At 70.2% G+C, this 13,780-nt stretch carries 13 protein-coding genes; 10 read left to right on the top strand and 3 right to left on the bottom strand.

The annotated features are described in order from the left end of the window. Nucleotides 1-209: 209 nt before the first annotated feature. Entirely contained in the window at nt 210-1,601 is a 1,392-nt protein-coding gene (locus QM638_RS05315) for an aspartate aminotransferase family protein (RefSeq protein WP_415140903.1), read from the bottom strand. A 145-nt stretch (nt 1,602-1,746) separates the two neighbouring features. On the opposite strand from QM638_RS05315, the gene QM638_RS05310 reads away from it, so the two are divergent. The 6 genes from QM638_RS05310 (at nt 1,747) to QM638_RS05285 (ending at nt 9,782) form a co-directional block, all read left to right on the top strand. Continuing rightward, nucleotides 1,747-3,180 (top strand): gamma-aminobutyraldehyde dehydrogenase, encoded by a 1,434-nt coding sequence (locus tag QM638_RS05310; RefSeq protein WP_415140902.1) that lies wholly within the window; start codon nt 1,747-1,749, stop codon nt 3,178-3,180. Nucleotides 3,181-3,211: 31 nt separating this feature from the next. Then, nucleotides 3,212-4,333, top strand: coding sequence for a 1-deoxy-D-xylulose-5-phosphate reductoisomerase (gene dxr / locus QM638_RS05305; protein WP_415140901.1), 1,122 nt, complete (start codon nt 3,212-3,214; stop codon nt 4,331-4,333). Then, on the top strand, nt 4,330-5,637 hold the full coding sequence (locus QM638_RS05300) for a M50 family metallopeptidase (protein ID WP_415140900.1): 1,308 nt from the start codon (nt 4,330-4,332) through the stop codon (nt 5,635-5,637). The genes dxr and QM638_RS05300 overlap by 4 nt, the downstream gene beginning before the upstream one ends. 119 nt (nt 5,638-5,756) lie before the next feature. Continuing rightward, complete coding sequence (ispG, locus tag QM638_RS05295) at nt 5,757-6,887, top strand: flavodoxin-dependent (E)-4-hydroxy-3-methylbut-2-enyl-diphosphate synthase (RefSeq protein ID WP_415140899.1); 1,131 nt, start codon at nt 5,757-5,759, stop codon at nt 6,885-6,887. A gap of 113 nt (nt 6,888-7,000) precedes the next feature. Further along, the gene (locus QM638_RS05290; protein WP_415140898.1) at nt 7,001-7,849 is read left to right on the top strand and encodes a GNAT family N-acetyltransferase; all 849 of its coding nucleotides are present in this window, start codon (nt 7,001-7,003) and stop codon (nt 7,847-7,849) included. Nucleotides 7,850-8,030: 181 nt separating this feature from the next. Further along, nucleotides 8,031-9,782 (top strand): proline--tRNA ligase, encoded by a 1,752-nt coding sequence (locus QM638_RS05285; RefSeq protein WP_415140897.1) that lies wholly within the window; start codon nt 8,031-8,033, stop codon nt 9,780-9,782. A 292-nt stretch (nt 9,783-10,074) separates the two neighbouring features. On the opposite strand, the gene QM638_RS05280 is transcribed toward QM638_RS05285, so the two are convergent. Further along, nucleotides 10,075-10,482 carry a DUF4439 domain-containing protein gene (locus QM638_RS05280; RefSeq protein WP_415140896.1) on the bottom strand — a complete coding sequence of 136 codons (408 nt, stop codon included), beginning with the start codon at nt 10,480-10,482 and terminating at the stop codon, nt 10,075-10,077. Then, complete coding sequence (locus QM638_RS05275) at nt 10,479-10,964, bottom strand: hypothetical protein (RefSeq protein WP_415140895.1); 486 nt, start codon at nt 10,962-10,964, stop codon at nt 10,479-10,481. Before QM638_RS05275 ends, QM638_RS05280 begins: the two co-directional genes overlap by 4 nt. Nucleotides 10,965-11,247: 283 nt before the next feature. Between QM638_RS05275 and rimP the strand changes: the two genes are divergently transcribed. The 4 genes from rimP to QM638_RS05255 all read left to right on the top strand — a co-directional run. After that, nucleotides 11,248-11,724, top strand: coding sequence for a ribosome maturation factor RimP (rimP, locus tag QM638_RS05270; RefSeq protein ID WP_415140894.1), 477 nt, complete (start codon nt 11,248-11,250; stop codon nt 11,722-11,724). Nucleotides 11,725-11,809: 85 nt separating this feature from the next. Next, nucleotides 11,810-12,817: a transcription termination factor NusA gene (nusA, locus tag QM638_RS05265; RefSeq protein ID WP_415140893.1), complete on the top strand. Its 1,008-nt coding sequence runs from the start codon at nt 11,810-11,812 to the stop codon at nt 12,815-12,817. Between the two features lie 205 nt (nt 12,818-13,022). Then, the gene (locus QM638_RS05260) at nt 13,023-13,346 is read left to right on the top strand and encodes a YlxR family protein (protein ID WP_415140892.1); all 324 of its coding nucleotides are present in this window, start codon (nt 13,023-13,025) and stop codon (nt 13,344-13,346) included. Between the two features lie 135 nt (nt 13,347-13,481). Continuing rightward, a partial coding sequence (locus QM638_RS05255) for a translation initiation factor IF-2 N-terminal domain-containing protein (protein ID WP_415140891.1) occupies nt 13,482-13,780 on the top strand: 299 nt, incomplete at its 3' end.

Below are 13,780 nucleotides of genomic sequence, written 5' to 3'. Positions count from 1 at the left end.
GTGACAGCCGGGGTTGTCTGCCCCCCGTACCGGGGGGGAAGACCACGTCTGGGCGAATGTGGATAACTCGGGTCTAGTCACCGACGTACGACGACCAGACGGCTCTGTTCGGCGTGCTGAGGGTGACCATTTGCCTCTGTTCGGCGCACCGGGCGTGACCATTTGCCTCTGCTCGGCGCACTGGGCGTGACCACTTGGCTCTGTTCGCCTCAGATGAGGGTCATGCCCTTCTCCAGCACCACGCGGATGATCTGCTCCATCTCGTCGAAGTGGGACTGGTCGCAGATGAGCGGGGGAGAGACCTGGATGACCGGGTCACCGCGGTCGTCGGCGCGGCAGTAGAGGCCCTCGGCGAACAGCGCACCGGAGAGATAGCCGCGCAGCAGCTTCTCCGACTCCTCGTCGTCGAAGGACTCCTTGGTGGCCTTGTCCTTGACCAGTTCGATGCCGTAGAAGTAGCCGTCGCCGCGGACGTCGCCCACGATGGGCAGGTCGAGCAGCTTCTCCAGGGTGGCCCGGAAGGAGCCCTCCCGCTCGCGGACGCCCTGCAGGATCTTCTCCTCCTCGAAGATCTGCAGGTTCTTCAGCGCCACCGCGGTCGAGACCGGGTGACCGCCGAAGGTGTAGCCGTGGTAGAAGGTGTTGGTCCCCTCCAGGAACGGCTCCATCAGCCGGTCCGAGGCGATCATCGCGCCCAGCGGGGCATAGCCGGCGGTGAGCCCCTTGGCGCTGGTGATGATGTCCGGCTGGTAGCCGTAGCGCTCGGCGCCGAACATGTAGCCCAGCCGGCCATAGGCACAGATCACCTCGTCGGAGACCAGCAGGACGTCGTAGGAGTCGCAGATCTCGCGCACCCGCTGGAAGTATCCCGGCGGCGGCGGGAAGCAGCCGCCGGAGTTCTGCACCGGCTCCAGGAAGACGGCGGCGACGGTGTCCGGGCCCTCGTTCTCGATGGCGACGGCGATCTGGTCGGCCGCCCAGCGGCCGAAGGCCTCCGGGTCGCTGCCGTCCAGGAACCCGCCGGTGATCTCGTCGGCGCGGTAGAGGTTCGTGTTCGGCACCCGGAAGGTGGAGGGCACCAGCGGCTCGAACTGTTCCTTCAGGCCGGGCAGTCCGGTGATGGACAGCGCGCCCTGGGTGGTGCCGTGGTAGGCGATCGACCGGCTGATCACCTTGTGCTTCATCGGCTTGCCGACCAGCTTGAAGTAGTTCTTGGCGAGCTTCCAGGCCGACTCGACCGCCTCGCCGCCGCCGGAGGTGAAGAAGATCCGGTTGAGGTCACCCGGCGCCGCCGCGGCCAGCTTGTCGGCGAGCTCGATGGCCGCCGGATGGGCATAGGACCACAGCGGCATGAAGGCGAGCTCCTTGGCCTGGGCCGCGGCGGCCTCGGCGAGGTCCGCGCGCCCGTGGCCGAGCTGGCTGACGAAGAGCCCGCCCAGTGCGTCGAGGTAGCGCTTGCCCTGGGCGTCGTAGATGTAGGCGCCCTCCCCGCGGACGATCACCGGCACGTCGTGGTCGGCGTAGACCGAGTGGCGAGTGAAGTGCATCCACAGGTGGTCCTTGGCGGCCCGTTGGAGCTGGTCATAGTCGTACGAGGTCATGGTCCCCATGATCCTCCGGGTGCCACCGGATTGCAAGTGATTTCGCATCGATACCCGGTCAAGAGTTCGGATTCCGTTGTTTCGGGCGGGTTAAAGCGACGATTGCCTCTCCAAAAGTGGCAGTCGGACCGCTAGTCTCGTGCCCATGACAGACCAGACCTTCTCCAACGTCATCGACGGTCGCCTCACCGGCGCCGCCTCCGGACAGACCTATGACGTCATCGACCCCGCCACCGGTGAGGTCTACGCGCAGGCGCCGATGTCCCGTGCCGAGGACGTCGACGCGGCGTACGCCGCCGCCGCGGCCGCCTTCGAGACCTGGGGTGAGTCCACGCCGAAGGTGCGCGCCGAGGCGTTGCTCAGGATCGCGGACGCCATCGATGCCCGGGCCGAGGAGATCTGCGCGGTCGAAGTCAGGGACACCGGCAAGCCGACGGCGGTGACGATGGCGGAGGAGATGCCGCTCAGCTCCGACCACTTCCGCTTCTTCGCCGGCGCCGCCCGGATCCTGGAGGGACGCAGCGCGGGGGAGTACCTGGCCGACCACACCTCCTGGATCCGGCGCGAGCCGATCGGCGTCGTCGGCCAGGTGACGCCGTGGAACTACCCGCTGATGATGATGATCTGGAAGATCGCACCCGCGCTGGCCGCCGGGAACACCATCGTGCTCAAGCCCAGCGACACCACGCCGGCCTCCAGTTCGCTGCTGGCCGAGATCTGCCAGGAGTTCCTGCCGCCCGGCGTGCTCAACCTAGTTACCGGAGACCGGGACACCGGCCGGGCGCTGGTGGCGCACAAGACGCCGCAGATGGTCTCGATCACCGGGTCGGTCCGGGCCGGGATGGAGGTCGCCGGCGCCGCGGCCGCGGACCTCAAGCGGGTGCACCTGGAGCTGGGTGGCAAGGCACCGGTGATCGTCTTCGACGACGCCGACGTGGCCAAGGCCGCCGAGATGATCGCCGCCGGCGGCTACTTCAACGCCGGCCAGGACTGCACGGCCGCCACCCGGGTGCTGGCCGCGCCGGGGATCCATGACGACCTGGTCGCCGCCCTGGTCGAGCAGGCCGAGGCGACCCACACCGGCCCGCCCAGCGACCCGGCGGCGGCCTACGGCGCGCTGAACAACGCCGACCAGCTCGCTCGGGTCGGCGGGATGGTGGACCGGCTGCCGGGTCACGCCAGCATCGCCACCGGGGGGAGCCGGGTCGGCGAGGCCGGCTACTTCTACGCCCCGACGGTGCTCACCGGGCTGCGCCAGGACGACGAGCAGATCCAGACCGAGATCTTCGGGCCGGTCATCACCGTGCAGCGCTTCGCCGACGAGGCCGAGGCGCTGCGGTGGGCCAACGGCGTCGACTACGGCCTGGCCTCCAGCGTGTGGACGGCCGATCACGCTCGCGCGCTGCGGATGAGCAAGCGCCTCGACTTCGGCGTGGTCTGGATCAACACCCACATCCCGTTCGTCTCCGAGATGCCGCACGGCGGGTTCAAGCACTCCGGCTACGGCAAGGATCTCTCCATGTACTCCCTGGAGGACTACACCCGGGTCAAGCACGTGATGTCCTACTACGGACAGTGAGCCGACCCTCGCCGGGTGCGAGGATGGTCCGGTGACCTCTCCGAACCGCAGCGGCTCCCGGCGCGACGTCGTCATCCTCGGCTCGACCGGTTCGATCGGCACCCAGGCCCTCGACCTGGTACGACGCAACCCGGATCGCTTCCGGGTGGTCGGGCTGACCGCGGGCGGGGGGCACCCGGACCTGTTCGAGCAGCAGGTGGCGGCCTTCGGGCCGGCGTACAGCGGTCTGGGGGAGCAGGCGAGCATCGAGGCCGCCGCGATGCCGGCCGACGTCGTCCTCAACGGGATCACCGGCGCCGTCGGACTGCGCCCGACGCTGGCGGCGCTGGCCGCCGGCAACACCCTCGCGCTGGCGAACAAGGAGTCGCTCATCATCGGCGGCCCGCTGGTCAAGCGGGCCGCCGCGCCCGGCCAGATCGTCCCGGTCGACTCCGAGCACTCGGCGATCGCGCAGAGCCTGCGCGCCGGCCGGGCCGAGGAGGTCCGGCGGCTGGTGATCACCGCCTCCGGCGGCCCCTTCCGGGGCCTCGCCCGCTGGCAGCTCGACGACGTCACGCCCGATCAGGCGCTCAAGCACCCCAACTTCGACATGGGCAGGGTGATCACCACCAACTCCGCCACGCTGGTCAACAAGGGACTGGAGGTGATCGAGGCGCACCTGCTCTTCGACGTCCCGTTCGAGGACATCGACGTCGTCGTCCACCCCCAGCAGTACATCCACTCGATGGTGGAGTTCACCGACGGCGCGGTGGTGGCCCAGCTGGGCCTGCCCACGATGATGGTGCCGATCTCGATGGGGCTCGCCTGGCCCGACCGGGTCGGCGGCGCGGAGACCCCGATCGACTGGACCAGAGCCTCCGACTGGCGCTTCGAGCCGGTCGACGACGAGGCGTTCCCCGCGATCACCCTCGCCCGCCGTGCCGGTGAGCTCGGCGCGACGCACCCGGCGGTCTTCAACGCCGCCAACGAGGTCTGCGTGGACGCCTTCCACGAAGGCCGCATCTCTTTCACCGCAATCGTGGACTGCGTTGGGGAGATCCTTAAGAGCCACCACGTAGGCTCTGCGGCGCACGAACTCACCGTGGAGGACGTGCTCGCTGCGGACGCCTGGGCCCGGACCGCGGCTGCGGAGAGGATCGAGACCCTGACGTGAACGTGCTGTACTACCTGCTCGGCGTGCTGCTCTTCGTCGTCGGGCTGGCGCTCTCCATCGGACTGCACGAGGCCGGGCACCTGATCCCCGGCAAGCTCTATGACGTCAAGGTCACCCAGTACTTCATCGGGTTCGGGCGAACGCTGTGGTCCAGGCGCCGCGGGGAGACCGAGTACGGCGTCAAGGCGATCCCGCTGGGCGGCTACGTCAAGCTCGCCGGGATGATCCCGCCCGAGGACGGCGCCGACCCCAACCAGGTCAAGAGCCGGCCGACCGGGATGTTCGCCCAGCTCGTCGACGACGCCCGCAGCGCGGAGTACGAGCACATCGCGCCGTACGAGCATCACCGGATGTTCTTCCGTCAGCCGGCCTGGAAGCGGCTGATCATCATGGGCTCCGGGGTGGCGATCAACCTGGTGCTGGCCTTCGTGCTGTTCGCCATCGTCTTCATGGGATACGGCGTGCAGACGCCGACCACCACCGTCTCCCGGGTCTACGCCTGCGTGAAGGTCGTCGAGTCCGGTCAGGACGCCGGCGACTGCGTGGCGGACAGCCCGATCTCGCCGGCCGCCCGCGCCGGGCTCGAACCGGGCGACGAGATCGTCTCGTTCAACGGCCACACCATCACCAGCTACGACCAGCTGCAGCGGCTGATCCGCGACAACGACGACGCCCGCGCCACGATCGTCGTCGACCGGGACGGCGTCACCAAGACGCTGCACACCACCACCGTCGTCAACGACCTGACCACCAGTGACGGCACCAAGACGGTCGAGGCCGGCTTCCTCGGCATCACGCCGGTCGAGGAGCGGCAGCGCCAGGGGGTGGGGTACGTCGTCGACACCATGGCCAGCGGCACCTGGGAGACGATCAAGACCATCGGTGCCCTGCCGAGCAAGGTCTACCACGTCGCCCGCGCCGCGCTCGGCCTGGAGAAGCGCGATCAGAACGGCATCCAGAGCGTCGTGGGCGCCGGTCGGGTGGCCGGTGAGCTCGCCTCCGACGACCAGATCTCGATCGCCGGCCGGTTCTTCTCCATCGTGCTGATCCTGGCAGGTCTCAACCTCTTCCTCGGTCTGATCAACCTGGTCCCGCTGCCGCCGTTCGACGGCGGACAGATGGCCACCACCGGCTACGAGGTGATCCGGCGCCGGATCGCCCGGCTGCGCGGCCGGCCCGATCCCGGCGCGGTCGACCCGGCCAGGCTGCTGCCGATCACCTACGCGATGAGCGCCATCATCCTGGCGGTCAGCGTGGTGCTGATCTATGCCGACCTGGTGGTGCCCATCCACGTGACCAACTGAGCTCGTCCTGAGCTAGTCCTGGGCTCATCCTGGGCTCATCGGCGACGCCCGCTCGCGACGGCGCTTCTTTTCCGGGCATGGCCTAACCTGAGAGTGTGACAACTTCGGTAGCTCTTGGCATGCCCGCCGCTCCGCCGCCGGTGCTCGCACCCCGGCGCCCCACCCGCCAGATCAAGGTCGGTTCGGTCGGGGTCGGCAGCGAGAGCCCGATCTCGGTGCAGTCGATGACGACCACGTTGACCGCCGACGTGAACGCGACCCTCCAGCAGATCGCCCAGCTGACCGCCGCCGGGTGCGACATCGTGCGGGTGGCCTGCCCCAGCCAGGACGACGCCGAGGCGCTGCCGGCGATCGCCAGCAAGTCCCAGATCCCGGTCATCGCCGACATCCACTTCCAGCCCAAGTACGTCTTCGCCGCCATCGACGCGGGCTGTGCGGCCGTGCGGGTCAACCCGGGCAACATCAAGAGATTCGACGACCAGGTCAAGCAGATCGCCCGAGCGGCGAAGGACCGCGGCACCTCGATCCGGATCGGGGTCAACGCCGGCTCGCTGGACAAGCGGCTGCTGGAGAAGTACGGCAAGGCCACGCCGGAGGCACTCGTCGAGTCGGCGATGTGGGAGGCGAGCCTCTTCGAGGAGCACGACTTCCACGACTTCAAGATCTCGGTCAAGCACAACGACCCGGTGGTGATGGTGCGCGCCTACGAGCTGCTCGCCGCCGCGGGCGACTGGCCGCTGCACCTCGGCGTCACCGAGGCCGGACCGGCCTTCCAGGGCACCATCAAGTCGGCGACCGCCTTCGGCGCGCTGCTCTCCCAGGGGATCGGCGACACCATCCGGGTCTCGCTCTCCGCCCCGCCGGTCGAGGAGGTCAAGGTCGGGCTGCAGATCCTGGAGTCGCTCAACCTGCGCCCGCGGCGCCTGGAGATCGTCTCCTGCCCGTCCTGTGGTCGCGCCCAGGTGGACGTCTACACCCTCGCCGAGCGGGTCACCGCCGGACTCGACGGCATGGAGGTGCCGCTCCGGGTCGCCGTGATGGGCTGTGTGGTCAACGGCCCCGGCGAGGCTCGCGAGGCGGATCTCGGTGTCGCCTCCGGCAACGGCAAGGGCCAGATCTTCGTCAAGGGCGAGGTGATCAAGACCGTTCCGGAGTCGGCCATCGTGGAGACCCTGATCGAGGAGGCGATGAAGATCGCCGAAGGGATGGAGCCGATCGAGGGCGCCGGCGCCGAGGTCACGGTCGGCTGAGTTCGGCCAGGGGCGCTCGATCAAGGGCGCTCGGCCGGGGCGCGGCGCCCCCGCCGCGACCGCCCCGGGCGATCGACGCGCAGGCTGCTCCGGTCTGGCCGTAGGCTCACCCCATGCTGACCATGCGCCAGGGGATCCGCCCCCTGCACGCGGGCGACCGGGACGCGTTCCTGGCCCTGACCGCGCGCGATCCGGTGGTCAACGTGTTCGCCGAGTACCGGGCCCGGACCACGAACCTCGAGCCGCGCTGGCTCGGCGGCGAGATGTGGGGCCGGTGGCGTGGCGGCGACCTGGTGGCGGCCTGCCACGTGGGTGCCAACCTGGTGCCGATCGAGGCCGACGAACAGGACGCCATCGCGTTCGGCGAGCGTGCGCTGACCCGCGGCCGCACCGCCTCGACCCTGGTCGGCCCGCAGGTCGCCGTACAGGCCCTGTGGACGACGGTCGGGCCGGCCTGGGGCCGACCCCGGGAGACCCGGTGGGAACAGCCGCACCTGGAGCAGCGGCTGCCCTCGCGAGTGCCGGCCGACCCCGGCGTACGCCGCACCCGGCGGGCGGACCTCGAGGTGCTCTACCCGGCGTGCGTGGCGATGTACACCGAGGAGGTCGGCGTCTCCCCGGAGGTCGGCGGTGGCGGCGACCTGTACCGGGCGCGGGTGATGCAGCTGGTCTCGCGTGGCTGGTCGTTCGCCCGGTTCGACGAGGACGGCCGGCTGATCTTCAAGGCCGAGGTCGCCTGCGCCACCCCGTCCGCGGCCCAGATCCAGGGCGTCTACGTGCCCCCGGACCGGCGTGGCGAGGGTCTGGCCAGCGCGGGGATGGCGGCGGTCGCCGAGATCTGTCGCCGCGACATCGCGCCGCACGTCTCGCTCTACGTCAACGACTGGAACACTCCCGCCCGGCGGGCCTACGAGCGTGCCGGGTTCGTGGAGACCGCCCGGTTCTCGACGGTGATGTTCTGATCGGGCCGATGCCGTGACGGCGTGAGCCTCTCCGTGCCCGCCCGCGCCGTCGTCGGTGCCTCCCTCGTCGGCGGCGCGCGACTCCTGAGGCGGGCCGGCCGCCGGGGAAGGATCTGGTTCGCGGCGCGGCCGTTGCGCCTCGTACCCTTCTCGCATGACTCTGCCCGATCGGATTGGCCGCATGTCGACCCTGTTCCTGCGGACCCTGCGCGAGGATCCCGCGGACGCCGAGGTCGCGAGCCACAAGCAGCTCGTCCGCGCCGGCTACATCCGCCGTGCCGCTCCGGGGATCTACACCTGGCTGCCGCTCGGGTTGCGGGTGCTCGGCAAGGTCGAGGGGATCATCCGCGAGGAGATGGCCTCGATCGGCTCCCAGGAGGTGCACTTCCCGGCCCTGCTGCCGCGTGAGCCCTACGAGGCGTCCGGCCGCTGGACCGAGTACGGCGATGCGATCTTCACCCTCCAGGACCGCAAGGGCGACGACTACCTTCTCGCGCCCACGCACGAGGAGATGTTCACCCTCCTCGTGAAGGACCTCTACGGCTCCTACAAGGACCTGCCGCTCTCGCTCTACCAGGTCCAGACGAAGTACCGCGACGAGGCCCGGCCGCGTGCCGGGCTGCTGCGCGGCCGCGAGTTCATCATGAAGGACGCCTACTCCTTCGACGTCGACGACGCGGGGCTCGACGCCAGCTACGCGATGTTCCGCGAGGCGTACATCCGGATCTTCGACCGGCTCGGCTTCGACTACGTCATCGTCTTCGCCCACTCCGGCGCGATGGGCGGCTCCAAGTCGGAGGAGTTCCTGGCGAAGTCCGAGATCGGCGAGGACACCTACGTCGAGTGCAGGGCCTGCGGCTATGCCGCCAACGTCGAGGCCGTGCACGTGCCGGTCCCCGAGAAGCAGGCGTACGACGACGTGCCGGCCGCTCACGTGGAGGACACCCCCGACACGCCCACGATCGCGGCGCTCGTCGACCACCTCAACCAGGCGTTCCCCCGGGAGGATCGACCCTGGGCCGCCGCCGACACGCTGAAGAACGTCATCGGGAACGTGGTCTACCCCGACGGCACCGTCGAGCCGCTCGCCATCGGCATCCCGGGTGACCGCGAGGTCGACGGGAAGCGCCTGGAGGCGACGCTCTACCCGGGCGAGTTCGTGCCGTTCGGCGAGGAGGACTTCGCGCGCTACCCGATGCTCGCGAAGGGCTACATCGGCCCGGGTGCGCTGGGGGAGTCGAGCGAGTCGAAGATCCGCTACGTCGTCGACCCGCGGATCGTCGAGGGCACCCGCTGGGTCACCGGCGCCGACAGCACCGGCCACCACGTGATCGACCTGGTCGCCGGCCGCGACTTCGTCGCCGACGGGATCCTGGAGGCCGCCGAGGTCTGGCCCGGCGACCCCTGCCCCAACGGGGACGGCGTCCTGACCACCGCGCGCGGCATGGAGATGGGCCACATCTTCCAGATCGGCACCAAGTTCGCCGAGGCGCTCGGCCTCAAGGTGCTCGACCAGTTCGGCAAGCTGGTCACCGTCACGATGGGCTCCTACGGCGTCGGCGTCACCCGCGCGGTGGCGGCGATCGCCGAGAACACCCTCGACGACATCGGCCTGTGCTGGCCGCGCAACGTCGCGCCGTACGACGTGCACGTGGTGGCCACCGGCAAGGACGAGGCGGTCTTCACCACCGCCGATCGGCTCGTCGCCGAGCTCGCCGACGCGGGCGTCGAGGTCCTCTACGACGACCGGGCGAAGGTCAGCCCCGGGGTGAAGTTCAAGGACGCCGAGCTGATCGGCGTGCCGACGATCCTCACCGTCGGACGCGGCCTGGTCGAGGGCACCGTCGAGGTGCGGGATCGGCGCACCGGCGAGCGGACCGAGGTGCCGGTGACCGAGGTCGTCGCGCTGCTCGCGTCGTCGATCCGCGGCTGATTCCGGCGGCGGCTCCGGCGAGCGGTGCTGGGGGCCGGCCCCGGGCAGTTGCAAGTTTGTGCACTGCAAAAGGCTGACCCATCGGGGTTATGGCTCGGCTGCGCCGCTTCGTTGCAGACTTATGCACGGAAGCGCGGCCCGTTGGTCCCCACAAACTTGGCGGGGCGCGTGACCTTCGGCCTCGTGTCCAGGCCAATCGGTCCGCGGACCGACCCGGTCTCGGGGAACGTCTCGGGAGTTCCCCGCACCGGGTGGTCCGCGGATCGTTCTGTTCTCCTCGCTCCCGGTGGGCTCAGCTCCCGGGGAAGGCGTTCGGTGTGCCGCCGAAGTCGAGCTCGCGGACGGCGCAGTCGCCGAGCAGTTCGACGAGCAGTCCCCGGTGCGCGCCGGTGACCCTCGCGACGTTCGCCAGATACGCGGCGGCGCAGCGCTGCTCGATCCGTAGCGCCGCGCGGCGTACGCCGGCGACCGAGCCGATGCCGCTCGGCAGTCGGTAGCCCGCGGCCGTGCCGACCGGTGTCGCTCCCGCCTCGCTGATCGCCTCCTGCAGCCGGTTGCGCGCCGCCTCGTGGTCCTCCCAGGCGGTCGCCAACAGGTCGTAGAGCGCGTCCTCGCGCGAGGTCAGGCCGGCCAGGGCGGCGTCGAGATAGACCGCGGCATGCTCGGCGGCGAGGGCACGCTGCAGCCCGCGGAGGCTCATCCCTGACCCCGGGCACGCAGCAGCTGGCGCTGGCCGGCGGCGGCCGAGGCGAACAGCCGGACCAGCTCCGCGGAGGACGCCTCGAGCGCCGCCGAACGCAGCACCCGCGGCAGCCGCCGCTGACCGCGCATCCCGGCGACGGTGGTCGAGTGCGGCAGGTCGCTGCTCGGACCGAGCCGGGCGAGCTGGCGCCGGTGCAGCCGGGCGTACGCCCGTGGTGCGGACGCGTCCGCGGCCTTCATCGCCGCCGCCACCCGGTCGATGAGCACCTGGTCGGGGTTGGCGGTCGGGCTCGGCGTCGCCGGGGTGGGCGCGCGCAGCGAGTCGAGCGTGTCCGAGGCGGAGCAGCCCGACAGTCCGGACAGCGCGACGCCGGTCAGGACACCCGCGCCGCCGAGACCGGCGACGCCGAACGTGCCTCGCCGGGTCAGGTGCGGGCCGGTCGCGGGGTCGTCCGGCACGGAGCTCTTCGGGGGCGGCACGCGAGAACCTTACGGGTCGTCGCCAGGGCTGCGAGGCATCTGGTCCGGTCGTGATCGTGTCGGATAGGTGTGAACGACCGGGACCGGGCCGGCGGCTGGGCTGGTGATGGGGCTGGACGGGGCTGGACGGGGCTGGACGGGGCTGGACGGGGCCGGTGATGGGGCTGGCGGCGAAGCCGGCGGCTGGGCTGTGCGAGGATCGGGCCGGCCGGGTTCGGGGCTAGGCTGTGAACCCTCGGCGCAGAGCCACAACCTCATCGAACAACAGAAGCCGGGAGGCAGCGTGAACGCGCAGGTGACGAGCCGTATCGAGGCCGAGCTCGTGCCGGCACTGGCGGCGATGGGGATGGATCTCGAAGCCGTCGAGATCACCCTGGCAGGCAAGCGCCGGGTGCTTCGGGTGGCCGTCGACCGCGACGGTGGGGTCACCCTCGACGATGTCGCCGAGGCCACCCGGGAGGTCGGCCGGGTCCTCGACGAGACCGACACGATGGGGGAGCAGCCCTACACCCTTGAGGTCACCTCTCGCGGGGTGGACCGTCCCCTCACCCTGCCCCGGCACTGGCGTCGCAACACCGGGCGACTGGTCAGGATCACCCTCGCCGACGGCGGGTCGCTGAGCGGCCGCATCGCCGGCCACGACGAGGATGCCGCCGGCGGCGTACGGATCAGCGAGTCCGGCGACGAGCGGAGCGTGCCGTATGCCGCGATCGCCAAGGCACTGGTCCAGATCGAGTTCCGCCGAGGCGAGGACGAGTGAGACGAGTCAGACATGACGCCGGTGACGCCGACCGGCGTCCCCACCACCGCAAGCCGACGACCACGACGAGAGCAAGGAGCCATTGATGGACATCGACCTGAGCATCCTGCGGATGCTCGAGCGTGAGCGCGAGATCTCCTTCGACGTTCTGGTCGAGGCGATCGAGACCGGTCTGCTGACGGCGTACCACAAGACCGCCGGCGCGCAGGAGCAGGCGCGGGTGGTGCTGGACCGCAAGACCGGCCATGTCAGCGTGCTGGCCGCCGAGGTCGACGGTGAGGGCAATGTCATCGGTGAGTACGACGACACCCCCGAGGGCTTCGGCCGGATCGCCGCCACCACCGCCAAGCAGATCGTGCTGCAGCGGCTGCGGGACGCCGAGGACGAGGTCAAGTTCGGCGAGTTCGCCGGCTCCGAGGGAGACATCGTCTCCGGTGTCATCCAGCAGGGGCGCAATCCCGAGGACGTACTGGTCGACCTGGGCAAGCTCGAGGCGGTGTTGCCGGTCAGCGAGCGGGTGGCGGGGGAGAGCTATGACCACGGCACCCGGATCCGGGCGCTCGTGCTCAGCGTGCGCAAGGGGATGCGCGGGCCACAGGTCACGCTCTCCCGCTCGCACCCGAACCTGGTCAAGAAGCTGTTCGCCTTCGAGGTGCCGGAGATCGCCGACGGCACCGTCGAGATCGCCGCGATCGCCCGCGAGGCCGGTCACCGGACCAAGATCGCGGTCCGCTCGACGGCCCCGGGGGTCAACGCCAAGGGTGCCTGCATCGGCCCGATGGGCCAACGGGTCCGTCAGGTGATGGCCGAGCTGCAGGGCGAGAAGATCGACATCGTGGACTGGTCCGACGACCCGGCGGCGCTGGTCGCCTCGGCACTGTCCCCGGCTCGGGTGAGCTCGGTCGAGATCGTCGACCTCGCCGCTCGCGCCGCCCGGGTCGTGGTGCCGGACTACCAGCTCTCGCTGGCGATCGGCAAGGAGGGGCAGAACGCCCGCCTGGCGGCCCGGCTGACCGGCTGGCGCATCGACATCCGATCGGACGAGGAAGGCGAAGGCGAGGCTTTGACGAGCAGAAGTGACGAGCAGAAGTGACGAGCAGAGGCAAATGGCCGGCGGAGGGTGACCACTTGCCTCTGCTCGCCGGTTGCTCAGTGACTGCTTGCCTCTGCTCGCCGGATGCCTGATGACCATTTGCCTCTGCTCGCCGGATGCTCCGGGGGCACGTGCGGCCACCTGCGGCGAGCTGACGCAGCCCGGTTCGTGATCCGCTGGCCGGAGGCGGTAGGCTTCTTTCTCGGTGGTACGCCAAGACATCCCCCTGCCCGACGGACCCGTCCGGACGTGCATCGGGTGCCGACGACGGGCCGCCAAACGCGAGTTGCTGCGGGTCACGGTCGGCCCGGATCGCGACGGTCGGCAGACCGTCGTACCGGACCCGGCGTCGTCCGCACCCGGCCGTGGGGCGCACCTGCATCCCACCCGGGAGTGCTATGACCTCGCGGTACGCCGGAAGGCGTTCACCCGGGCCCTGCGGCTCACGGGTGGGCCGTCCAGCGCGCCGGTGGGCGACTACCTCGACTCGCGACACGACGATGACCGGCCGCACCTCGCGACCGACTGACCAGGAATTGGAGCACCAGCTCATGAGCACTCGATGAGTACTTCGCGATGAGCACCTCCTGCTGTTCACGCAGCATCACCCACTAGCGGTCACAGGTAGTCCCCGGTCCTCGGGTCTGTGGCCAGAAGGAGAAACGTGGCTAAGACCCGAGTACACGAACTCGCCAAGGAGTTCGGCGTCGAGAGCAAGTTCGTTCTCGAGAAGTTCAAGGAGATGGGCGAGTTCGTGAAGTCGGCGAGCTCGACCATCGAGCTGCCCGCCGAGATGCGGTTCCGCAAGGAGATCGGCCCGACGCTGGCCACCTCCGCACCGGCCGAGGCGGCGCCCGCCGCCCAGCCGGCCCCCGCCGAGAAGCCCGCCCAGCGGGCCACCGAGTCGCCCAGCGCGGACTCGACCGCGCCGGCGACGCCGGCCGCCAAGCCCGCGCCGCGCCC

The sequence above is a fragment of the Nocardioides sp. genome, assembly GCF_047606145.1.
In the GTDB taxonomy this organism is placed as follows: Bacteria; Actinomycetota; Actinomycetes; order Propionibacteriales; family Nocardioidaceae; genus Nocardioides.
Note: the sequence above shows the minus strand (reverse complement) of the source record. Positions and strands in the feature narration are given on the sequence as shown.